Origin of the sequence: Romboutsia sedimentorum, from assembly GCF_030131845.1 — a bacterium.
GTDB classification, from domain to species: Bacteria; Bacillota; Clostridia; order Peptostreptococcales; family Peptostreptococcaceae; genus Romboutsia_D; species Romboutsia_D sedimentorum.
Window position 1 is genome coordinate 610,139 of the sequence record NZ_JASKYM010000001.1, and the last position, 24,727, is coordinate 634,865.

A 24,727-nucleotide genomic window follows, 5' to 3' on the forward strand; every position below is an offset into this window, starting at 1 on the left:
ACATTTTATGAATCTAAATATAACTATTAACTTCACGTTTGCGGGACATTTAAATTAAATATCCTAATGATCTGTAAGCATTATCATTAATGATGATCTTTTCCAGTATAATTAGTAGCTATAATTTTATTGATTTAGTTGCAATATATGTATCTATATGTTTATCTAATAGATCTCCATCAGAATTATCTTCATAAAAACCACCTATCACAAATCCAGCATCAATTTGCCCCCCCCATTTGACTTTGCAATGAGTGCCCAAATTCTAAGGTATCCTTATTTTCAATTCTTTCTTCTAATTGATTTTTAGGAAGTTGTTCTATATCAGAATATGGAATACTATTTTTTAAAATTAATTTATTATTTTTTTCCCATTCATATAAGTCAAAAATGTATATAAGAGGATTAGAAAACCCAGATACTAATACCCCTCCTGTTTTTAATACCCTATAACATTCCTTCCATACTTTTTCTACATTATCTATAAAACAGTTAGAAACTGGGTGAAAAATAAAATCAAAAGTTTCATTATCAAATCTTGATAAATCTCTCATATCACCTTGTTCTAAATTAATAGTCAAATTATCTCTCTCAGATACCATTTTATCTTTATCTAACTGACCTTTGCTGTTGTCAAATACTGTAACATCACAACCTAATGCAGAAAATATAGGTCCTTGCTGACCTCCCCCAGATGCAAGACAAAGCACTTTTTTTCCTTTTATATTTCCAATCCATTCTTTAGGTATAGGTTTTGTTGGAGTTAATAATAATGTATAGTCTCCTTTTTTAGCCATTTCTACTTCTTCTGAGCTTATAGGTAATGTCCATTTATTTCCTATCTTAACTTCGTTATTCCAAGCAATTTCATTTTGTTTTCTTATATCCATTTTATAAAATCCCTTTCATAAAGACTTATTTATACTTAATTGTAGTCTTGTATGTAACTAAAATCTATAAACAAGTCCTTTAGCTTAAATACATTTTTTATTCTTAAAATTTAGGAGCTTTAAACATAAGTTTATATAACCCTCGCTTCAAGTATTGTTTTTTTACATGAATTAATTGTAATAAGATAAAAAATCAAATAAATTGTTCCAAATATAGCAATTGTGTAAATTAACGGAAGTTTTAGAATCTGTAAGTTTCCAATTAAGGTATCAACCAACATATATCTATAACAAATCAATGCAAAGAATCCATTTAATATTCCTAAAATCAGTGGAATAATATACATTAAGGCTATTTCTCTTCTTATTATTTTTTTTATCATTTTGAAACTATATCCCATTTTGCTTAATATAAAATATTCATCTTTTACGTTCAATGTTTCTACTAAATTTGTAAAATATAGCATATTACCTGTTGTTATAAATAAAAGTACAGTAATAAATAATAATAGTAGATCTGTTGAAACATTTGCTTCTTTAATACTTGAATTTCTTGCATAACTACTTGCAAATCCTTTATCTGTGCCTTTTATAACTTTATGTATTTCATTATAAAATTCTTTATTATCTCTTAGACCCTTGCCATTTAATGAGAATACAGTTTTTCTTTGTATGGAGTCATCTAAGTTCATATTATTATAGTCAATATCTGGTACTACAAGAGTAGCTATACTATTTTGAAAACTAATAGAGTTACTAACTGTATTTTCTACTACTTTTATAGTCTTAAATTTATTTTTATTTCCTAATTTCAATTTATACTCTTGATTTAAGCTTTCATCATTTGGATAATAATTTATAAATATTCCTTCTCCTGATTTCAATTTTTTAAAATTGTATGTATTTCCTTGATTTTTTAAAAGATCTTTAAAGTCTGAATATGAAATTACATCAAATGAATGATTTTGTTTCTTTGTATATTCATAAGGAATTTTATCCTTGGAATCTGCCTTTAACTGTAAAATTTCAGTTTCACTTGAATTAAAATTGTATGTAGAACTTAATTTATTTACATTGCTATTTATATCTTTATTATTTAGGGTATATTCAATTGCAGATGGATTGATTCTTTCATTTGCTTTTAGCGTATAATGATTTGTTAACAGTTGACAGGAAAGCATAGTTACTGTTCCTGATACTAATAATGTTACAACTATTAATATTTTGGATTTGCTATTCATCCTGTAGATAAATCTAGGTATTACAATATTACTTATTTTTGCATATAGTATATTTTTATTTTCTCTTATTTTAGATAGTACTAAAGATACAGAGTATCTTATCACTATAATAGTACCTAATACAGTAGAGCATAAAACGAATAATGCAACTGGTTGATATCCTATTTTTACCCAAATAGATTCTTGTAAGTTTATAATATTTATTGATAGTGAATATCCTATTATCAATAATAAAAACCCTACTACCCCAACAAACGGTCTATTTTTTATTACTTTTTCTTTATTTTTGCTATAATTAACTAAATTAATTAGGGTAAGTTTTTTTAATTCGTATATATTTGAAATGACTATGGTCAATGTCATAATGAGAATTAATATAAATGAGTTGAATACTGCTGTTTTATTTATAATTTGATTTAAGCTTGCATCGTTAATTTCTAATATTGTAAACAAAGCTTTATTTATAAATATATATAATATACTTCCTGCAAAAATACTAAATAAAAATGAACTAATAGTTATTATAATACTTTCATATATTAATAGTAAACTTATCTTTTTTTTAGAAAATCCAAGTAAAGAATATATTCCTAATTCTTTGCTTGTTTTTTTAATAAAAAAGTTATTAAAGTATAACATGAAAAATATAACAAACCCTATAAAAAATATATTTATAGTATTTGAAATGGTTTCCACTCTACCATCTTGGCTTATTTTACTTAACATTATTGTATCATGTGCAAATGATTGAAATGTGACATACATTGATATTATAATAGTTAGAGATACTATATATAGTTTATAAAACGAAAAATTTTTTCTTATATTTGAACTTGCAATTTTAATTAACATCTACGTTATCCCCCTATTTTTCAAGCTCTAGTTATTCTAAATCTTGTATCTTCATCTTAATCATTTGATTTTTTTTCTTTATGTTTCTTTGACATATATACAGAATTATTAATGCAATTACTGTTGTGGTATTGCACATAATAAAACCAGACAACATGTTCTTTGCATTAGGTGTTTGTATTATTCCTACTATAGAAAATAAAAAATTAAGTATAGGTATAATAAGACCCGGATATTTACTATCATTCTTTGACAACAGTGTCTGTACTAATATAAATCCTATTGGCAATATAACTATCGTTAAAAAATTTACCTTTTGAATCATAGTTTTATTTCTCCTTTTCAATTTTCTTATATTCTGATATCAAAAGTTTTGCAGTGTCAAAATCTAATTTATCTTGTAGTGCTAACTGCTTAACTAATGATACATATGGGTCGGCACTATTACTTTCATTAATCTGAATTTTTTTTATTAATTTATCTAATCTTAGTCTTACAGTTGGATAAGTTACATTGTATAAATTTGCAACTTCCTTAAGTGATCCTGATGCTAATATAAACTTTTTTATAAAATTTAAATCCTCATCATTTAAACCTTCTATCCATTTAGGAATCATTCTGTTACCTCTCATTTCTTTAATTTTATTTATTTTTTTTTAATAAAGTTAAACCTTATTAAAGTTTATATTTATTTTTATTAAAAGTCAATTATTTACCATTTAATCAGTTTATCTTTTACTTGATGTATTCTAATCAAAGCTTATCAAAAGTTGATTGATACATAAATGATTCTATAGATTTTTATGCTAATAGATATATTAGATTTTTATATACTGTTTACTTCAAGTATTGTTTTTTTACATGAATTGATTGTAATAAGATAAAAAATCAAATAAATTATTACAAATATAACACTTGTGTAAATTAACGGAAGTTTTAGAATGCTGAAGTTTCCAATTAAAGTATCAATCAACATATATCTGAAACAAATCAATGCAAAGAATCCATTTAATATTCCTAAAATTAGTGGAATACTATACATTAAGGCTATTTCTCTTCTTATTATTTTTTTTATCATTTTAAAGCTATATCCCATTTTACTCAATATAAAATATTCATCTTTTACGTTCAATGTTTCTACTACATTTGTAAAATATAGCATATTACCTGTTGTTATAAAGAAAAGAACTGCAATAAATGATAATAGTACAAATGTTGAGCTACTTCCTTCTTTAATCAGTGCGTTTCTTGCATAGCTACTTGTAAATCCTTTATCTGTATCTTTTATAATTTTATGTATTTTATTATAAAACTCTTTATCATGTCTTAGCCCCTTACCATTTAATGAAAATATAGTTTTTCTTTGTATAGAGTCATCTAATTTCATATTATCATAGTCATTATCTGGTACTACAAGAGTAGCTAGGCTATTTTGAAAACTAATAGGATTACTAATTGTATTCTCTACTACTTTTATAGTCTTAAATTTATTTTTATTGCCTAATTTCAATTTATACTCTTGATTTAAGCTTTCATCATTTGGATAATAATTTATAAATATGCCTTCTCCGGATTTTAATTCTTTAAAATTGTATTTATTTCCTTGCTTTTCTAAAAGCTCTTTAAAGTTTGAGTATGAAATTACATCGAATGAATGATTTTGTTTCTTTGTATATTCATAAGGAACATTAATCTGTAAATCTACTTTTAACTGTAAAATTTCAGTTTTACTTGAATTAAAATCGTAGGTATCACTTAATTTTTTTATATTACTAGTAACCTCTTTATTATTTAGAGTATGTTCAATTACAGATGGATTGATTCTTTCATTTGCTTTTAACGGAAAATAGAGAGATAGTAATAAGCATGAAAGCATAGTTATTGTTCCTGATACTAATAATGTCACAACTATTAATATTTTTGATTTGCTATTCATTCTGTAGATAAATCTAGGTACTACAATATTACTTACTTTTGTATATAACATATTTTTATTGTGTCTTATTTTAGATAGTATTAAAGATACAGAGTATCTTACCACTATAATAGTACCTAATACAGTACAACATAAAACAAATAATGCAACCGGCATATGTCCTATTTTTTTCCAAATAGATTCTTCTAAGTTTATAATATTTATTGATAGTGAATATCCTATTATCAATAATATTAGTCCTACCACTCCAACAAATGGTCTATTTTTTATTGTTTTTTCTTTCTTTTTACTATAATTAACTAGATTAATTAAAGTAAACTTCTTTAATTCGTATAAATTTGAAATGATTATTGTGAATGTCATAATGATAATTAATATAAATGAATTGAGTACTGCTGTTTTATTTATAATTTGATTTAAACTTGCATCGTTAATTTCTAATGCTATAAATAAAGCTTTATTTATAAATATATATAATATACTTCCTGCAAAAATACTAAATAAAAATGAACTAATAATTATTATAGTACTTTCATATATTAATAATAAACTTACCTTTTTTTTAGAAAACCCAAGCAAAGAATATACTCCTAATTCTTTGCTTCTTTTTTTAATAAAAAAATTATTAAAGTATAACATGAAAAATATAACAAATACTATAAAAAATACATTTATAGTATTTGACATTGTTTCCACTCTACCATCTTGGCTTATTTTACTTAACATTATTGTATCATGTGCAAATGACTGAAATGTGACATACATTGATATTATAATAGTTAGAGATACTATATATAGTTTATAAAACGAAAAATTTTTCCTTATATTTGAACTTGCAATTTTAATTAACATCTACGTTATCCCCCCTTACTTACTCATACTTAACATTATTTTATATATTTGATTTTGAAAAGTATCTCTGTCATCTAAATCATCTTTTACTATTCCATTTACAATTTTTCCATCCTTGAAAAATATCACACGACTAGCGTAACTTGCTGCATAAATATCATGTGTTACCATCATAATCGTAGAATTCATTTCTTTGTTTACAAGATGAAGATGATTCATAACACTTTCAGTAGAGTTTGAATCTAGAGCTCCTGTAGGTTCATCTGCAAAAATTATAGCTGGTTCTTTTATTATTGCTCTAATAACTGCTACACGCTGTTTTTGACCTCCCGATAATTGATGTGGGTACTTTTCCAATTGATTTAACATATCAAACTTTGAAGCTAAACATTCAATTTTTTCGTCAATTTTATCTTTTGACTTTGAAAGTAAAGATAGTGGAATAGATAGGTTTTCTCTTACAGTTAAACTATCTAATAAAAAATACTCTTGAAATATAAACCCAAGTTCATCTTTTCTAAAGTCTGCAGCTTTAGAGTCAGACATGTTTGTAATGTTTCTACCTTTTATATAAATTTCTCCACAATCAGTTTTATCAATAGTTGAAGCAATATTTAATAGTGTAGTTTTACCTGAACCAGAAGCCCCCATTATCGCAACAAATTCCCCCTGAGTTATGCTAAAGCTAACATTATCTAGTGCATTATATTCTGCCATTTCATACTTTTTAACTACGTTTTTAATACTTAACAACTCTTTCATTATACATATTCCCCTTATTTTTATATTTTAGCTAACTATATAAATTTATAAATATCAAAAATCAACTCATAAATTTAAATCCTCATAATTTAAACCTTATATCCATTTAGGAATCCTTAGTTTATACAATTTTTATTTAACTTTATTTGTATTTCTTTAATAAAGTTAAACTTTATTAAAGTTTATATTTATTTTTATTAAAAGTCAATTGTTTTTTATTAAAGTAGGATACTTGATAATACTATATATTAAAATATAGAATTTAAAATCAATATAAACATAAAAAAAGCCTTCTTTTTAAAAAGAAAGCTTTTTTAAAATATAGAATATAAAAATTTAAATCAACTCTTACACTATTTAATATTTATTTTATTAATTATAGTCCTAATCTTCTACTACAACTGCAGTTCCATAAGCAAGCATTTCAGCTGCTCCTTGCATAACTGCTGCTGAAGTTAATCTAAATCCTACTATAGCATTAGCACCTTGTGACTTCGCATCTTCAACCATTCTTTGTATTGCTATTTCTCTAGCTTCTCTAAGCATTTCGTCATATGATTTAAGCTCTCCGCCTAAAAGATTTTTTAAACCTGCTCCAATATCTTTTCCTATATGTTTAGCTCTTATAGTGCTTCCTTTTACTAATCCTACAACCTTAGTCACTTTTTTTCCTGGAACATCGTCAATAGTTAATATTATCAATTTAAAATCCTCCTAATGTATTAGTTAATTAAAAATCAAGCTTATGTACATCTTTTTATTATCTACACTAATTATTTTTATTATTCAAATAGTATAGCTAAATCACTTAGTTTTAATTTTATATTACTATATTTTTCAAAATAATAAAAGTACTTAGTAATAATACACTATTTATGTATTTAAAATCACAAAAATGTCCTGTTAGCAGGACATTTTAAGAAAGTAAATACAGTAATTAAATTCGCATTTATTATAATTATTTAGTTTGTTTTTGAGCATCTAAAACAGTTGTATAAATATAATTATATAAACTTGCATGTCTTAGTTCGTCTGTTAATATATTAAATATATTGTCTCTAAAATAAAGATTTGGCATTCCATTCATTATTTGTCTATATCTCTTAACTGCATTTAGCTCACCATTTAGAGCTTTAATTATTCCTTCTATAAAATTTTCTGGCGGTATAAATTCTTCTTCTACTGGAGCTGCATCTATTCCAGTTAACTGGCTATACATTTGCTTAAACATCTTATTATGAGATATTTCATCTTCTCTTATTGATTCTATTGTATCTTTTATTGATTTTGACTGCTTTTTAGTAAGTATATCTGTTGGTATGTTATTTATTAGCCATTCATAAAAAAGCGCATCAGATTTTTCACCTTCTACAGATTGTTGCATTAGATTTACTGAATTTATAAATGACTTTGATGTTGGGTAATTATAATTAAACATAAAAATTCCTCCCTATTATAATATATATCTATATATATTATTCAGGTTGTGACAATTTTGTTCTTTATTTTCATTTTATATTTTAATTTATGCCAACATTACATTTAAAACCCTATTTTAAATATTAAAGTGATATAAAACAAAAAGTACTCCCTTAAATATTTTCAAGAGAATACTTTTTTATATAATCTTATCTTCTATCTAGCTTTTTATAACTAAACATAGTTACTACCACTTGTATCACAAGTACTAATGAAAATGCTATTATAAAATAGTGATATGCTAACTTACTAGCAAAATATCCACTACTCACAACTATAAAAAGCATTATACTCAATATAGTAGTTATTACTAATTGAACTTTAAAAAACTTAGATACTCTTTTCTTCATAAAATAAGCTAATAATACTAAAAATATTATAATTAATATTATTGAAATTATCTTTTGAACTTGCAAGTTTTCTGGTGAAAAAATGCCATTTTCAAATTGGTATTTTTTATAATAAACATGGTGCATAACACCAGCCTTTTTATTCGTTAGATATTGTATTATAAATGTAGCTACAATTATAACACTTTGTATAGAAGCTACTAATCTATATATAATACTGCTTAAATTTAATTTTTTCATACTTTATTTAGGTTCTCCAGTTTCTGTAGGATTTGAAGAATCAGTACTCCATCCTATCCATCCATCACTATATAAAGATGTTTTATCATATCCCATAACATTAGCATATGTTAAAACTTCTGCTGCTCTCCAACCACTTCCACACATAAATGCTAATTGGTTATTTGTATCTATACCACATTTTTTCCATAGATCTTTTATTTCATTTGCATTTCTCATAGTTTTATCTATGTTTCTATAGTAATTAAGAGATGTAGATCCTTCTGTTCCTGCATATCCATAAACTGCTCCCGGTATACGTCCTTTTTTCTTATGGTAGCTATATCCTGATATTTTCCCTATATATTCATCCCACATACGATTATCAACTAAAGTGAATTTATCATCTTTTAATTTTTCTTTTAATTCAGGTATAGTATCTATTAAATCAGGGTTAGCAGGTATTGTTGCTTTAAAGTCAGCTCCTTGTGTTTTAGGATTACTTTTAGTTTCTAGTTCATATCCTGCGCTAACCCAAGAATCACTTCCTCCGTTTAATACTCTAACATCATTCACACCGATGTATCTTAGTACAGTTGCTACACGATAAGATGCCATCGGCTCAGCTCCTGTTACTATTATAGTATCATCTTTTGTGAAACCATAATCCTTAGCAAATTTAGCTAAATCTTTATCACTTGCTAACATCCAAGTTGGTGGTGGTTCTACTGTATCTGTATTTATATGAACACTAGTTGGTATATGACCTTTTTTATAGCTTTCAGTCTCTTCTCCCCAACTCGCTTCAACTATCTTTACATTTTTTGCTTTTTCAAATGTTTCTGGTTTTTTTCCATCAACAACTTCTTTAACTACCTTTGCAGGTACTATCATTTTATAATTTTCATATTTTTCTAATGGCAAATTTTTATCCTCAGCCCATTGGTCTATGTCATATGTATATAAATTTTTATATCCATTTTCATTTAAATAACTTGCAACTTCATTACTAGATTTACCGTCAGTATCATATAAAACTATATTTTTATCTTTTTCTATCCCTTTATTTTTTAAAGCTTCTTTTAATATTTTATCTTTGTTTTTGTCTTCAACCTTTAGCCAGTTATAAGAAAAATCTACGGCTTGTGGTATATGTCCACCTCTTTTTTCTCCATTTAAAGTCCATCCATTGTACGAATCATTTAATCTAGTATCTACAACTATCCAATCATCTTTATCTACATTAGTTTTTAGCTCTTCTGTTGAAATAACCTTAGTTTTAACTTCGCTTGCCTCTGGTTTTTCATTTTCTTTGTTACTACATGCAGATAGTGTTAGCATACTTGTTATTAAAGTACTTATTAGTGCTATGTTTTTAAAAGTTCGCTTCAAGTTCATTTACCTACCTTTTTATCATTTTTATATATATATTGTTTCATATTATCAAATTAATTTTTGTTAGTATAGCAATATAGGTAATTTCTATATTATCGTACACAATTATAGAAATTACCTATATTAATTTTAAATATTTCAACCGATTTTAATCTATATTAATCTCCAACTCCAAAATCAGTATTGTTATAAAGTACCTCAATTTTTGGATTTTCATCTAAGAATTTATATTTTTCCCTAAACCATTTTACTATTTCTTCATCTCTTTTTATTTGTGATGTATTATTTATAAATACATTAATAGTAGCATGATCAAAATTATTTAATACTATTTCCATATCTTTATCTATCATCTCTTTTGTTTGACCTTTTATTCCTACCATCATACAAGGGGAATCAAAATATTTTTTAATATCTTCATAAGTTTTAAACTTTGCATTTTTATTTAAAAATGTATTTCTAAATTCATAGTCAAAGCTTTCTACTCCTATTTTAAAAGTTATTGGTATTTCAAAAAAGTCTCTCATTTCTTGTATTTTATTTTTATAACACCAATGACTTTCTAAAAACAACTTTTCTATATTTTTTTCTTTTATTACTTCTTTTATTTTATTAAGTGTAGCCTTTGGTAATTCAAAGCAACTTCCTGAATTTATTACCTCAAGTACTTTGTATTTACCAGACACATTTTCTAAAACTTCAAAGTTTAATTTATTCATTTCATTTTCCAAGGTTGAATTGTCTGATATATAATCACAAAAACTACATTTTCCCCATATACATGGGTATCCTTTAAGAAGTACTATCTCTCTAATATTTTTATTTGTTACTTCACTATATCTATCCATAATATCTCCTTTATCTATTTGCTTGTCATAGATAGCTTAATACTTTTAGGAAGCGCATTAACTCCTAATCCTACCAACGCTACTGCTACAAATTTATCTGCATAGTCTGTAAATATTTGTACTATAAACACACTTACTACATCAGGCATTCCTACAACTCTAAGTATCTGAACTATATATGAAGAACCTGATGATGTAACTCCTCCAAATAAATAAGCAGCTATCATAGCACTTATTATAGACGTTGGAATTGTAAATATAACCACTCCTAAAGGTGTTTTTCTACCTTTTAAAAATCCTTTTTCATACATAAGTCCTGCAAAGAATCCAGTTGATATTTGAACAGGTGCAAAGTAAAGTGAATATATGTCAAATGTCATACCACTAACTAAGCTTCCACATACTCCAGTTATTACTGCATATTTAGGACCTAATAAAGCAGCTATCATTATAGTTCCTATAGAATCTAGGTATATTGGCAGTTTTAAATTAAGAGCTATAAAAGCACCTATAATATTTAAAGCTACTCCTAATCCAACTAAGGTAATAGTTCTAACATTAGTTTTTTTATTCATGTTATATCACTCCTTCTACTGAGTCTATAACATCTTCATATCCTTTAAACAATCGTTTTAAGAACATATACATAAATTTCTTTTCATCAGTATCAGTTAATACAACTGCATTATTTTCTTTTTTGTAAAAATCAAAACTATCAACTACAGATTGCCCCATAGCTATACCATCTTCTACAACTTCAACAAAAGATTCAAAGCCTTCACATATGCTTCTATCTATAAAATATGCTACTGCTAATGGGTCATTTATAACGCACCCTATTACTTTTTCTTGTTCCCAATGAAAATCAATATAAAATCTTGTAATCTCTGTTATATACTTAGCCATATCTTTATCAAGTCTGTTAATAAACTCTATTATATTTGGTGTAAGTACGATTTTTCTAGTTACATCTAATCCTACCATGTGAATTTTTCTAGGTAAGTTCTTGTAAACATAATCAGCTCCATGAGGATCTACCCAGTAATTAAATTCTGCTACTGGTGAACAATTTCCATGAATTCTAAAAGCTCCCCCCATAGATACAAACTCATCTAAATTGTTGAAAGCTTCTTTATCTTTCATAAGTGCTTTTGCTATATTAGTAAGAGGTCCTAGAGCTATTATAGATATTTTTTCATTATTTTTTAAAGTATCTATTATAAAATCAATTCCTCCATCTTTAATTTGAGCATCACTTATTTCTTCATAAAAATTCTCTCCCACTCCATCTTCTCCGTGGGTATCTTGTGCTGTTACAAGTTCTCTTTTTAATGGATGTTCTTCTCCTACATATACAGGTACATGTAATGAAGAACACATTTGAAGTGCTTTTAGAGCATTTTTCGCTCCAAGTCTTGCAGGTACATTTCCACTGCAAGTAGTTATACCTACTACTTCTAGTTCTGGTGAGTTTAGTGCTAGAAGAATTGCCAGAGAATCATCTATCCCTGGGTCACAATCAATTATTACTTTTCTTTTTTGCATAATAATGCCTCCTTAAAAATTATTAATAAGGAGAACCTTACAACTTAAAAGTCATAGCTAAGGATACGTATTATATACTGCCACTATATAAACACCTTAGTTTTTTATACTTGGAGGTTCTCGAACAAGTCCTAAATAAAAGTTATTAATACTTTTATTTAGATTTTCAATTTATATATTAATATAATATTTACTATTTGATTATATCATACTAAAAATGCATTTAAAACAAAAACTGTATATGCCAATAATCTATACTTGTACTAATTTTTTATTTTTCATTAACACTAATTTCATAAATATCATAAAGTAATACGATAGAAAACTTTTAAATACAAGGGGGATTAATATGGCTAATAATACTGAAAAAGTCATTCTAGATGATGCATCAGGGAATATAATAGATGAGCATTCAAAAGACAACGTAATACTTGTCGGTGTTCATCCTTCAACAGATAGTGAGTATGCAGATAATATTAAACTCATACTAAATCCTAAAAGTAACTCGCCCATATCTATAGATTTTAATTATGGTGGATATAATATGCAGCTTTTCATAGGTGATTTTACAGGGGATAATAAGTCAGAAATCATGGTAAGAGGTGGATTTGGTGGATCTGGTGGATTTGAAATCGGAGTTATTTACAAATATGAAGACAATAAATTAATAGAAATATTTAATCAAAATAAGTTTAATGAAGAAAATAGCTGTTCTGCTAAATATGTAAATAATTATAAAGTTCATGTAAATTGTGGAACTAAAAAATATTCTATAGACTTATCTTCAAGACCAAAACAATACTTAAATGAAATATATTCATCTGATGGTAGTGTTAAACCTTATTATGAACCATATGTAGATGCACCAAGTGCAATTTATCCTATAAAACAAGTTTATAATAATTATTATGATCTTCTTATTCAACAAAGAATTGTAGGTATAGTAAATGCAGATACATTAGGCATAATCCAAACTTTAGGAAATTTAGAAAATAGTAAATTTCAAATCTTATCTAAGGGATTACTATTTTTATCATATCTAGATGCTGAAAACAGAAAAAATTCTAAAAAATCTAAAAAATAATAAGCAAGGATACTTAAAGATTATAGAAAAAGTTCATCCAAAATCAATGAACTTTATCTATAATCAAATATAATATATTACTTTTTCTCACTTCCAAGTATATAAGTACCAACACCCATAAACAATGCTCCACCTATAATATTTCCTAAAGTTACTGCTAATAAATTGTATGCCGCTGAAGCTATTGTAACCGTTTGTATTGTTGGTGATAATAAAGCTACTCCAAATACAGTCATATTAGCTATACTATGCTCAAATCCACTTGTTATAAATGCAAATAAACACATAAATATTATTATCAATTTAGCACTATCGCTATTAGTTCTAGCTGAGCATAAAACTGCTACACATACTAATATATTACATAAAATACCTCTAAATACTAATGCCATAAATGGTGCTGATGCTTTTGCTGCTGCCGTAGTCGCAAAAAACTCCATTACTGGACCTTTATTAACTAGTCCACTTCCTACAAATAAACCTGCTACTACTAATGAACCTATTAAGTTACCTACATAACTATAAATCCATACTTTTCCAGTGTCACGAAGCGTTACGCCTTTATTTAAAGCACCTGCTGTCATTACTAAATTATTACCTGTGAATAATTCTGTTCCTGTCATTATTACTAAGCTAAGAGCTATTGCAAATGATACCCCCATCATTATCTTTGTCATAGGAGAATCTGACGCTGATAAAAGTCCCCCTATTGTAAATATTAAAATTATTCCTATTCCTATATAAAGCCCTGCAAAAGCTGCAGATGTTAAGTATTTCAACTTACTTTTATTTAACAAGTTGATTTTACTCTTTGCTGCATTAGTTAGTTTTTCTAATGTTTCATTATGCATAATATAGCCTCCATGTACTCTATTAAATACTAATATTTTATACCACTCCAAGAAACATTTTGATTCACTATAGTTATGTCATCAAAATTCACATCTTCTAAAGCCCATTTTTTAAATTCCATAAATCCAGTTCTATCTACTATATATCCAATATGTTCTTTTTGAAGACTTCTATCTATATAATGTTCTACGTATCTATATGTATTTAATATTATTTTTATAATATTTTCTTCATCAGCCCATATTAAAAAATCTTCTGCTAATCTTGGGTTCTTTTTACCACTTCTACCCATTATAGCTAATCGATAGTATTTTTTAGAATCTCTAGTCCATGCATTTGTTGGGCAATTAAGAACGCATTCTCCACATCCTATACATTTGCTATGATCTCTTATTACTCTATAATTTTCAGTATGAAGTGCTCCTGTTGATACACTTTTACACTTTTTAACACATGCTCTACATGATACACATCTATCTTTTTCATAAATAGGTAAAGCCATACCAATTATTCCGAAATCATGACTTCTTGCTTTTATACAATCATTTGGACAGCCTGTTAAAGCAACTTTAACGTGTAAATCATTAGGGAATACTGCATCTTCTATTTTCTTTGCAAATTCAGTTGTATTGTACTGTGCTTTTGGACAAACTTTATTACCTATGCAAGCAGCTATATTTCTAGTTCCTGCTGATGGATATCCGCTACCTTTTTTAGTTTGGTTTATATCCATTTTATCTATGATTGGTTGTATAAGTTTATTTACCTCTTGCATATCTTTCATATCTATTCCAAGTATCTCAAAACCTTGTCTTGTTGTTATATGTATTTGACCATTTCCATACTCACTTGCAATCTTTGAAACTGTCATCAAACTTTCAGGGTCTACACATCCACCTGGTATTCTAACTCTAAGTGCTGTTTCATATTTATTTTTAGTTATCCTAAAAGCATTTTTCATTGTTTTTTTAGTATTTAAATCTCTTATCATAATATTTTTCTCCTAATCTATAAGATTTTTAGCATAAGAATAATCAAACACAGGCCCATCTATGCATATATAAGTGTCATCCATTTTACAATGTCCACATTTGCCTATTCCACAACACATTTTTCTTTCATATGAAACCCATATATTAGTTTCTGCTAAACCTTTTTTTAGAAATTCTCCTACACTAAAATGCATCATCATAGGAGGTCCTACTACTATTGCTGATGTATTATTTATATCTTTTATATTTAATTTTTCAATATACTTTGTAACTAACCCAACATTTCCTTCATAATCATCTTGTGCCTTATCCACAGTGACTATTATGTCTAGTTTTTTACTCCATCTTTTTAAATCATCTCTAAATAACAAATCTTTTAAAGATCTAAATCCAACTATTAATTTAAAACTTTCACACTTATCAATGTTTTCGTAAAAATGTTCTACTATTCCTCTTACAGGCGCAAGCCCACTTCCACCTGCCACTACTACAACTTCTCTTCCCTCATATTTATTTACATCAAAACCATTTCCGTATGGTCCTCTCATAAAGAAGTTATCTCCAACCTTATAGTTGAATAACTTATTAGTTACTTTACCAACACTTCTTATTGTAAAATCTATATAATCTTTTCCATACCCACTTACAGATATTGGACTTTCTCCAAACTTTGGTATAGATATTTCATAATATTTTCCTGGAAGAACTCCTTCAGTACTGCACTTAACTCTAAAAGTCCATTCTATATCAGTATGTTTGACTATATCTATAATTTTTGCACTTATCGGTATATATGAATTCATATTATTTGTCCTCCTTGTTTACTAAATCTGCTACATTTTCTATACATTTTGAGAATGATATATATTGAGGACATGCATCGTCACATCTTCCGCATCCTACACACATGTTATATCCAAAACGCTTTTTAAAGTCATATACTTTATGCATTGTTTTAAATCTCATTCGCTCACCTTTAGTTTTTCTAAATTCGTGACCTCCTGCCATTTGTGTAAATCCGTCTACCTGACAACCTGCCCAAACTCTTCTTCTTTCTCCAACATTTTCATTTTCTTTATAAAAAATATCTTGCATAGTATAACAAGAACAAATCGGACATACAAAGTTACATCTTCCACATGAAATACATCTTGAATTATATTCTTCCCATATATCACTAGTTGCTACTTCTTTAAGATTTAGCTTATCTTCGTCTGGAATATTTACATTAAATAAATTTTCTTTTACAAAATCCATTTCAAAGTCAACGTTTTCACCGTCAAATACATTTAATTCTTCATCTTTTATTTCTAGTTGAAGTCCATCTTCACATATATTCATTCCCATAGCGTAATTATCCGCTTTGTTAGAATCCATGCTAACACAGAAACAATTTCTAAAGCTTTCTCTACATCCTACAAGAACAAATTTAACTTTTTCTCTAACTGTTTTATAATAATAATCTTCATCCATTCCATTAGCTAAATATATTTGGTCTAATCTTTTTATACCATTTATATCACAAGCTCTTAAAAAGATTATTACTTTTTTATCATCTATGTCTTTTTCTTTAAATTCCTCTTCTGTAAAATAAAATAGTATTTGAGTTATAGGAAATATTACTTCCTTTGGTGAAAAGTCTGATTTTTTACTAAATTCCATTTCTTCTACAGTACTTACCTGTGCATATCTTACAATACTAGTATCTGAACAAGTTCCTTTGTTTTCTAAGGACACTGGTGCAAGTATTTTGTAGTCTTTACTTAATGCTTTTAATCCTGCATTAAATTTTTGTGCATCTAATTTTATTTTCATAAAAACCACCTCTTCTTATATCTTATTAATCTAATGTTAACATTTTATCAATCAAATTTCCGTGATTAATATCACAGATTCGTGGCAAATGAAGTTGTAAATAAAAAAACACAAATTTTAATTACTTTTAAAATACTTAGCTAATTCTTTTTGTTTTGTATAAATCTTTTTTCCTTCTATTTTTACTAATCCTTCATCTTGAAGAGTTTTCATAGCCCTTGATAAAGTTTCTCTTTTGCATCCTAGCATATCAGCAATATATGTTATACTTACATTTACATTTATAAAAGTCCATTGCCCTTTTGATATTCCAAATTCTTTTCCTATCCTATAAAGCTTTGCAGCTAACTTTTTATCCATTTTTATTGATATAGAATTTTTTAATTGTCTATATAATCTTCTAGTCCTTTTTTCCATATAACTTAATATATTTTTAGTTAATATAAAATCATTTTCTATTATATTTATAAAGTCATTTGTGTTGTATTCTAATATAAGAGAATTTTCAAAAGCTTCACATGCAACAGTCGAAGTATTATTTTCATTTATCAATATTTCATTTATCATTTCACCTTGATTTAGTATAAATATTATTTTTCGCTCTCCATTTTCGCTCATTTTGAAAATCGAAACTTTACCTTCTATTAAAATATATACTTTGTTTATTTTATCTTTGTCTCGAAATAAAATTGATTTTTTATTTAATCTTTTTAGCTTTCCAGTTTGTATAAGTTTTATTTTACTTTGTGGTTTTATATTTTTAAATATTTCTACTTTCTCTATGTCATATTCCATAATTTTTTTCATTTTTTCACCTTTATTTTATAATTTCTAATTATTTATAATACGCAATATAAACAATTATACTACATTGATACAGTATATAAATAATCAAAAAAATCCATAAAAATATGACACCTGTAGAATACAGGTGCCATATAACTGCTTATTTTATTTTATTTTTGTGATAATTATAAATGTAAAATGGTATACCTGAAAGCATCATTATAAATCCCCACATTACTATTTCTGAACCAGAACCATATATCGTCCATATTGAATATACAAATGCTAAAAGTGGAAGTGCTGATTTTCTTATAAATATACCAAAACCAAACTGTTTTTCACCTTTAAACATTAACATCATTTCTGCTGCTGTAGATAATAAATATACTGGTAAGAATGATAATGTAGCCAATATAGTTATAAATGTAAATGCTGAAACCATACTTTTTTGGAAGTTCATTATTATTAATATATTTACTAGTACAGATCCTACTATTAATGCATTTACTGGTGTACCATATTTAGGATTCAATTCTCCAAAGAATTTTGGGAATACGCCGTCTTCACCTGCTGCATATGCAACTCTTGCTGTAGATAATATCCAACCGATAGTTGTACCTAATATACAAATTACAACTGATAATGCTAATATTTTTCCAACTGAACTACCTAACGCAATTGCTAATATATCTGTTAGTGGTGCTGAGCTTGCTGCTAGTTGTGAATTTGACATAACTCCCATGCTTCCAATGCTTATTAAAATATAAATGATAGATGCTATTATCATTCCATATATTGTACTCTTTTTAACGTTTTTTTCAGGATTTTTTATTTCTCCTGCTGTAACTGTTGCACTTTCCATACCTACAAATGCCCATAAAGTTGATGTTGCTGCTAAAGGTATTGTATTCATTCCTTTTCCTTGTGGCACTAATGGTATCAAATTCATTTTATCGAAATTTAAAAACGCTACTACTATGAATATTGCAAAAAATCCTATTTTAAATATCGTTGCAACTGTCTGCATCTTACCTGCTTGTTTAACTCCTACTATATTTAGTATAGTAACTATCCATAAAATAACACTAGTAAATATTATTGAATATATAGGTGTTTGTAACGCTGGTATAACTGCTGAACAATAACTAGCTAATGCAACTATTATTGCTGCATTCCCAATCCATGATCCATTCCAATATAACCATGCACTTAAAAAACCTGAAAACTCTCCAAAGGCTTCTTTAGTATAATGATATGCTCCACCTGTAGCCGTATATTTAGACCCTAAGTTAGCAAATGATATTGCTATTAATATAGACCCTATTGTTGTCAAAACCCACGCTATTATTGTTGGTAATGGACCTGAAATTTGTGCTAATGTAGCTGGTAACATAAATACTCCTGAACCAATCATATTCCCACAAACAAGCATAGTTGCCATAAATAAACTAATTTCTTTTTTTAAGCTTTTATTTTCCATTTTTTCCTCCTAGATTTGAACTAAAATTACACTGCTAATAGGAATATTTTTAAGAAATGTTTCCTTAAATATGCAATTAATTGAAGCCACTTTCCTTGTTAAATGTAAATAACGTTTTCTATTAAGTAGCTTTTATCCCACATAAAGTCGATAATTTAAATAATAAAGATATCCAATTAAAATCAAATTATATAAATTTATTTAGCCATTAATAAGCTTAGCTAAACTTATATATCATTAAATGTGTATATTAATAATATATCAATATGATGCGAATGCTTATTTTCTTTACTATTAATAATATTTTTAGATTTTATCTATGATGTAATTATTATAACCTCTATTGTTTTTTTAATAAATAAAATATTAATACGCCTTAGAATATCACTTTTATATAGCCACCTATATCCTTTATGAGTTTTCCTTTTACCTTTACAACAATTTACTATTGCTGAATTATGGAAACCTATTTTATCTAATTCTCTAGCTATGTGTTTTCCACAACCTACTTTGATGAAGTTTAAATAATGTATCTTCTGTAATCTCTTTATCTTCTTGATTTTTTTCACCCCAAAATTGCATATTAGTAATATCTTCTACGAAATTTTGAAAGTTTCACACCTCTCATCATCATATTTTTACGTTTATATTTACATCAAATTTAAAACTTATAACTTAGCTAAAATGTTAAATCTTTGTAAAGTAAGGTATGCTAAATTTAAAACTTCCCTTAGCTTAAATTCGAAAATTAACAATTATATTATATCTATCAAACTAAGTTAAATCAATAATACAACCCTATTTTTAAATGCTTAATTTTGACAATAAATTCATCACATCCACATCAATTCCTCTTAACCGTCACAAAATTTCAATTTAAAAATTCATTGAGTTTTATTATATAATATGGTTTAATATTTAATTATAAACATTTCAGAAAATTTGTTAAAATGATATTAGTAATAGGGAGGTTTTCATATTGAAAAAAAAATGTTTTATATTTAGTCTTATATTCTTTATGGCATGTACTTTATTTTTGGGCATAAATTCTCAAAAAATACATGCAGAGAATAAGGTATATAAAGTTGGTACAGATTTGACCTTTGCTCCTTTTGAATTTCAAAATGATAGTGGAGAATATATAGGTATTGATATTGATTTGTTAAACACAATCGCTAAAAAACAAAATTTTACTGTTGATTTAAAACCATTAGGATTTAATAGTTCGGTTCAAGCGGTTCAATCTGGTCAAGTTAACGCTATGATTGCTGGAATGAGTGTTACAGAAGAACGTAAAAAGAGCTTCGACTTCTCTAATCCTTATTTTATTGGTGGCATATCTATGGCAGTTCATGGAGATAACACTGAAATCAAATCTTATGATGATTTAAAAGGCAAGGTTGTTGCCGTAAAAACAGGAACAGTCAGCGCTAATTATGTAGATAAAATCAAAGATAAATATGGATTTACAGTTAAATCTTATGATTCAGCAGATGCGCTTTATGATGTTATAAATGTCGGAGGTGCTGATGCGATATTCGATGACTATCCTATTATTGATTATTCAATTACAAAAGGTAAGTCTTTAAAAAGAGTTGGTGATATACAAGAACGTTGTGACTATGCCTTTGCTGTAAAAAAAGGTACTAATCAAGAGCTTGTTAAGATGTTTAATGAAGGATTAAAAGAATTAAAGCAAACTAAAGAATATGATGGTATTATTGCTAAATACACTTCAAATTCATCGCAGTCTAATGATGCTAGTTCAATTGATGAATCTACTTTTATTGGATTAATTAAAAATAACTATAAAAGTCTATTAAGTGGTCTTGAAAAAACTCTTATATTAACTCTTGTATCATTTATTTTTGCTATGGTTATAGGAATAATGTTTGGATTATTTAGTGTTGCACCTGTAAAACCTTTAAGAATGTTATCTGCATTTTATGTTGATGTGGTTAGGGGGATACCTCTACTAGTATTGGCTTTCTTCATTTTCTTTGGAATACCAAATATAACTGGAAAGCCTATGAATGAATACATAGCTGGTATTATAACATTAACACTAAATGCTAGTGCTTATATTGCAGAAATTGTCCGTGGTGGTATAGGTGCTGTACCGGTTGACCAAATGGAAGCTGCAAGAAGCCTTGGTTTTTCTTACACAAAGACAATGAGAAAAATAGTGCTTCCTCAAGCAATAAAAATTATGATTCCTTCTTTTGTAAATCAATTTGTAATCTCACTAAAAGATACAACTATACTATCTGCTATAGGACTTATTGAGTTACTACAAGTAAGTAAAATTATAGTTGCTCGTACTTTGCAAAGTTCTGAGGTCTACTTGATTACAGCTATTATATACTTAGTAATAATCACACTACTTACAAGACTTGCAAAAATATTAGAAAGGAGATTTAGATAGATGGAGACAAAAATATTAGTTAATAAATTAGTAAAAAAATATGGTGACCATTTAGTATTGGATAAAATTGATGTAGCTATTAAAGAAAAAGATGTCGTGTGTGTTATAGGCCCTTCTGGTTCTGGAAAAAGTACGTTTCTACGCTGTATAAATAAACTAGAAGAACCTACTAGTGGGCAAGTGATCGTTGATAAATTTGATTTAACAGATAAAAATACTAATATAAATGAAGTAAGACAACATATCGGAATGGTATTTCAGCAGTTTAACTTATTCCCTCATTTATCAGTGCTAGATAATATTACACTAGCACCTATAGATATAAAAAAGATGGATAAAAATGAAGCTGAAAAAAGAGCTATCGAGCTATTAGAAGCTGTAGGTCTTGCTAATAAAAAAGATGCTTACCCAGACTCTTTATCTGGAGGACAAAAGCAAAGGGTAGCTATAGCTCGTGCCCTTGCTATGGATCCTGATATAATGTTATTTGATGAGCCCACATCTGCTCTTGACCCTGAGATGGTTGGAGAGGTACTTCAAGTAATGAAAAATCTTGCAAAGCAAGGTATGACTATGGTAATTGTTACTCACGAGATGGGATTTGCTAAAGAAGTGGCAAATCGTGTAGTATTTATGGATGGTGGACATATTTTAGATGATGGTTCTCCTGATCAAGTGTTTAATAATCCTAAAAGCGAGAGAACTGCAAACTTCTTAAATAGGGTTTTAAATGTATAAATATTTTTACATAAATCAATTATAACTATTTTAAAAATATTGTATTTACATATAAAGTAAATATTCATAAAAAAGTCACGATAGCGTGAAAAAATATATACACTATCTTTTCACGCTATCGTGACACATTTAATTTATAAAGTTTGCTTTTTACCAAAATGAACAGTCATATAAAGTACTATCGGTATACTAATTAACGCTATTGTTATAAGTAACTTTGAATACAATACTGGATTTCCAAATATGTTATAAGTATCAGTATTTCTAAACATAGGTTTTACTCCCATAAGTTCAGATATATTTAGCTGTCTAAATATTTTATATAATGCTTCAGTTGGCATAAAGTCACATATAAAAGTAGGAGCCTGATATACAACTAAAGTTATTATAGTTGCTATCATATTATTTTTAACAAATAAAGATACAAGCATAGCTAACAAAGTAAATAAAATAAGCCCCATAAAGTTTATTGCTAATGCTCTTATATAAAACTGTAATATAGTAATATTAAAAGGTGTTGCTTCTAAATATCTCAATAAATGTAGTGGCTCATTATAACTATTAAAGTTTTCTATAGCAGTATAAATTAAAAACGATAAGTTAGAAATTATAAATATAATAGTGCTAAATATAGCCGCCGATATTATTTTTGCTTTTATCAATTTATTTTTACCATTCTTTGAGCTTAAAACTATTGATGCAACCTTACTTTGATAATCATTACTGAATATAGTTGCTATTCCTAGAGCAACTAATGTTGATAAAAACGTTGATATCTGTTCGAAATCAGTACTATAACTCCATGACATTTTTTGATGATATGTAGGAATTCCTCTTTCTTTAACTAAATTATGTATATACTCAAGATTTTTATATTCAAATGTATCAGTTTTTCCTTCTTTTTTTAGTTTATCTAATTGTGCTCTCATTTCTGCTTCTTTGTATTCTTGATTATCAACAATATAAGCTGGATCAATATCTACAGTATAGTCAAAACTCATTTCCTCTGATTTTAAAAATTCTTCTTTTGAAGGTTTTTCTTTTTTTCTAATTATTCTGTGATAATCATCTAACTTTTTAATGCTTTCTTTAGTTATAACTTCTCCCTCATAAGGCGCTAGTATTTTTTGTTTTTCTTTAACCCCATCTATACCATAAAATTTTAACATTGTGTGCTGACTTGTCACCAAAGATATTCCAGCCCACAAGACCGCTAAAATTAATATCCATACTGATTTTTTAGAAAATATCTTTCCTAGTTCAAATTTTATCAATTCTATCAATTTGAAATACCCCCTTCAAGTTTAGCTTCATCATTAAAATAATATAAAAATACATCTTCTAAATTAGGCTCTTCGTCTCTACAAACTGTACCTAATATATTAGGTCTTTCATCTCCAACTATCCTAACTGCAAGTTTTCCGTTTTCCCTAGCTATATTTGATACCTTAAACTCTCTTTGAATATTATGTAGCATTTCTTCATTGATATTTATACTACATACCTTTCCTCTAACAGTCTCTATCATTTGATTTGGAGTTAGCTGTTCTACTAATACTCCATCTTTCATAACCAAAACCTCATTTGCGATAAACTCAATATCTGAAATTATATGAGTTGATAATATTACAATTTTATCTTTAGATATATCAGCTATTAGATTCTTAAATCTTATCCTCTCATTAGGATCAAGACCTGCTGTTGGTTCATCTAATATAAGTATTTTAGGGTCATTTAAAAGTGCTTGGGCAATTCCTAGCCTTTGTTTCATTCCTCCACTAAATTTACCTATTTTTCTTTTTCTATCTTTTTCTAAATTTACAAATTTTAATAATTCATCAATTTTAATTTTACCTTCTTCTTTGCTTATCCCCTTTAGAGCACATACATAATATAGAAATTTTTCTGCACTAAAATTTTTATAAAAACCTACATCTTGAGGTAAATACCCAATCAGCTCTCTATATTTTTCACCTAAATCTTTTTTGTTTTTTCCATCTACTAAAATACATCCACTGCTTTCATTTGAAACATCTGCAAGTATCCTCAAAAGAGTAGTTTTCCCTGCCCCATTAAGACCTAAAAGTCCATATATTCCTGTGTTTAAAGTTGCATTAAAATCATTTACTGCAATCTTATCTTTAAATTTTTTATTAATTCCCTTTATAGTTAATATCATTTTTACC

24 protein-coding genes and 1 riboswitch are annotated in these 24,727 nt (G+C 27.1%); of the genes, 3 read left to right on the forward strand and 21 right to left on the reverse strand.

Annotated features, from left to right (window positions below):
- Positions 1–221 precede the first annotated feature (221 nt).
- From QOZ84_RS03230 to QOZ84_RS03290, 13 genes are all read right to left on the reverse strand, one after another.
- Positions 222–890 carry a class I SAM-dependent methyltransferase gene (locus QOZ84_RS03230; protein WP_284131522.1) on the reverse strand — a complete coding sequence of 223 codons (669 nt, stop codon included), beginning with the start codon at positions 888–890 and terminating at the stop codon, positions 222–224.
- A gap of 131 nt (positions 891–1,021) precedes the next feature.
- Positions 1,022–2,983 carry an FtsX-like permease family protein gene (locus tag QOZ84_RS03235; protein WP_284131523.1) on the reverse strand — a complete coding sequence of 654 codons (1,962 nt, stop codon included), beginning with the start codon at positions 2,981–2,983 and terminating at the stop codon, positions 1,022–1,024.
- 31 nt (positions 2,984–3,014) lie between these two features.
- Entirely contained in the window at positions 3,015–3,308 is a 294-nt protein-coding gene (locus QOZ84_RS03240; protein WP_284131524.1) for a hypothetical protein, read from the reverse strand.
- Positions 3,309–3,312: 4 nt separating this feature from the next.
- Positions 3,313–3,600 (reverse strand): DUF2089 family protein, encoded by a 288-nt coding sequence (locus QOZ84_RS03245; protein WP_026901690.1) that lies wholly within the window; start codon positions 3,598–3,600, stop codon positions 3,313–3,315.
- Positions 3,601–3,809: 209 nt separating this feature from the next.
- On the reverse strand, positions 3,810–5,771 hold the full coding sequence (locus QOZ84_RS03250; protein WP_284131525.1) for an FtsX-like permease family protein: 1,962 nt from the start codon (positions 5,769–5,771) through the stop codon (positions 3,810–3,812).
- A 15-nt stretch (positions 5,772–5,786) separates the two neighbouring features.
- Positions 5,787–6,533, reverse strand: coding sequence for an ABC transporter ATP-binding protein (locus QOZ84_RS03255; RefSeq protein ID WP_284131526.1), 747 nt, complete (start codon positions 6,531–6,533; stop codon positions 5,787–5,789).
- Positions 6,534–6,917: 384 nt separating this feature from the next.
- Positions 6,918–7,235, reverse strand: a complete 318-nt coding sequence (locus tag QOZ84_RS03260) for a YbjQ family protein (RefSeq protein ID WP_284131527.1) — start codon at positions 7,233–7,235, stop codon at positions 6,918–6,920.
- Positions 7,236–7,491: 256 nt separating this feature from the next.
- Positions 7,492–7,971, reverse strand: a complete 480-nt coding sequence (locus tag QOZ84_RS03265; protein WP_284131528.1) for a ferritin-like domain-containing protein — start codon at positions 7,969–7,971, stop codon at positions 7,492–7,494.
- Between the two features lie 190 nt (positions 7,972–8,161).
- Positions 8,162–8,602, reverse strand: a complete 441-nt coding sequence (locus tag QOZ84_RS03270; RefSeq protein WP_284131529.1) for a hypothetical protein — start codon at positions 8,600–8,602, stop codon at positions 8,162–8,164.
- Positions 8,603–8,605: 3 nt separating this feature from the next.
- Positions 8,606–9,979, reverse strand: a complete 1,374-nt coding sequence (locus QOZ84_RS03275) for a rhodanese-like domain-containing protein (RefSeq protein ID WP_284131530.1) — start codon at positions 9,977–9,979, stop codon at positions 8,606–8,608.
- A gap of 155 nt (positions 9,980–10,134) precedes the next feature.
- The gene (locus QOZ84_RS03280; protein ID WP_284131531.1) at positions 10,135–10,824 is read right to left on the reverse strand and encodes a radical SAM protein; all 690 of its coding nucleotides are present in this window, start codon (positions 10,822–10,824) and stop codon (positions 10,135–10,137) included.
- Between the two features lie 14 nt (positions 10,825–10,838).
- Entirely contained in the window at positions 10,839–11,399 is a 561-nt protein-coding gene (locus QOZ84_RS03285) for an ECF transporter S component (protein ID WP_284131532.1), read from the reverse strand.
- A gap of 1 nt (position 11,400) precedes the next feature.
- Positions 11,401–12,369, reverse strand: coding sequence for a nucleoside hydrolase (locus QOZ84_RS03290; RefSeq protein WP_284131533.1), 969 nt, complete (start codon positions 12,367–12,369; stop codon positions 11,401–11,403).
- A gap of 90 nt (positions 12,370–12,459) precedes the next feature.
- Positions 12,460–12,504, reverse strand: a riboswitch (PreQ1 riboswitch).
- Between the two features lie 214 nt (positions 12,505–12,718).
- Here QOZ84_RS03290 and QOZ84_RS03295 point away from each other — a divergent pair.
- Positions 12,719–13,453: a hypothetical protein gene (locus tag QOZ84_RS03295; RefSeq protein WP_284131534.1), complete on the forward strand. Its 735-nt coding sequence runs from the start codon at positions 12,719–12,721 to the stop codon at positions 13,451–13,453.
- Positions 13,454–13,530: 77 nt separating this feature from the next.
- On the opposite strand, the gene QOZ84_RS03300 is transcribed toward QOZ84_RS03295, so the two are convergent.
- The 6 genes from QOZ84_RS03300 to QOZ84_RS03325 all read right to left on the reverse strand — a co-directional run bounded on the left by QOZ84_RS03300 (position 13,531) and on the right by QOZ84_RS03325 (position 19,378).
- Entirely contained in the window at positions 13,531–14,304 is a 774-nt protein-coding gene (locus QOZ84_RS03300) for a formate/nitrite transporter family protein (protein WP_284131535.1), read from the reverse strand.
- A gap of 29 nt (positions 14,305–14,333) precedes the next feature.
- The gene (gene asrC / locus QOZ84_RS03305) at positions 14,334–15,296 is read right to left on the reverse strand and encodes a sulfite reductase subunit C (protein ID WP_284131536.1); all 963 of its coding nucleotides are present in this window, start codon (positions 15,294–15,296) and stop codon (positions 14,334–14,336) included.
- A gap of 12 nt (positions 15,297–15,308) precedes the next feature.
- A complete protein-coding gene (asrB, locus tag QOZ84_RS03310) occupies positions 15,309–16,100 on the reverse strand; it encodes an anaerobic sulfite reductase subunit AsrB (protein WP_284131537.1) in 792 nt (263 codons plus the stop codon).
- A 1-nt stretch (position 16,101) separates the two neighbouring features.
- On the reverse strand, positions 16,102–17,112 hold the full coding sequence (gene asrA / locus QOZ84_RS03315) for an anaerobic sulfite reductase subunit AsrA (protein WP_284131538.1): 1,011 nt from the start codon (positions 17,110–17,112) through the stop codon (positions 16,102–16,104).
- A gap of 117 nt (positions 17,113–17,229) precedes the next feature.
- Positions 17,230–17,919, reverse strand: coding sequence for a Crp/Fnr family transcriptional regulator (locus QOZ84_RS03320; protein ID WP_284131539.1), 690 nt, complete (start codon positions 17,917–17,919; stop codon positions 17,230–17,232).
- Positions 17,920–18,058: 139 nt separating this feature from the next.
- Positions 18,059–19,378: an APC family permease gene (locus QOZ84_RS03325; RefSeq protein ID WP_284131540.1), complete on the reverse strand. Its 1,320-nt coding sequence runs from the start codon at positions 19,376–19,378 to the stop codon at positions 18,059–18,061.
- A gap of 979 nt (positions 19,379–20,357) precedes the next feature.
- Between QOZ84_RS03325 and QOZ84_RS03330 the strand changes: the two genes are divergently transcribed.
- Both QOZ84_RS03330 and QOZ84_RS03335 read left to right on the forward strand, forming a co-directional pair.
- A complete protein-coding gene (locus QOZ84_RS03330; protein WP_284131541.1) occupies positions 20,358–21,803 on the forward strand; it encodes an amino acid ABC transporter substrate-binding protein/permease in 1,446 nt (481 codons plus the stop codon).
- Complete coding sequence (locus QOZ84_RS03335) at positions 21,804–22,541, forward strand: amino acid ABC transporter ATP-binding protein (RefSeq protein ID WP_284131542.1); 738 nt, start codon at positions 21,804–21,806, stop codon at positions 22,539–22,541.
- Between the two features lie 134 nt (positions 22,542–22,675).
- Here QOZ84_RS03335 and QOZ84_RS03340 read toward each other — a convergent pair whose 3' ends face one another.
- Both QOZ84_RS03340 and QOZ84_RS03345 read right to left on the reverse strand, forming a co-directional pair.
- Entirely contained in the window at positions 22,676–23,824 is a 1,149-nt protein-coding gene (locus QOZ84_RS03340; protein WP_284131543.1) for a hypothetical protein, read from the reverse strand.
- The gene (locus QOZ84_RS03345) at positions 23,821–24,720 is read right to left on the reverse strand and encodes an ABC transporter ATP-binding protein (RefSeq protein ID WP_284131544.1); all 900 of its coding nucleotides are present in this window, start codon (positions 24,718–24,720) and stop codon (positions 23,821–23,823) included. Before QOZ84_RS03345 ends, QOZ84_RS03340 begins: the two co-directional genes overlap by 4 nt.
- Positions 24,721–24,727 lie beyond the last annotated feature (7 nt).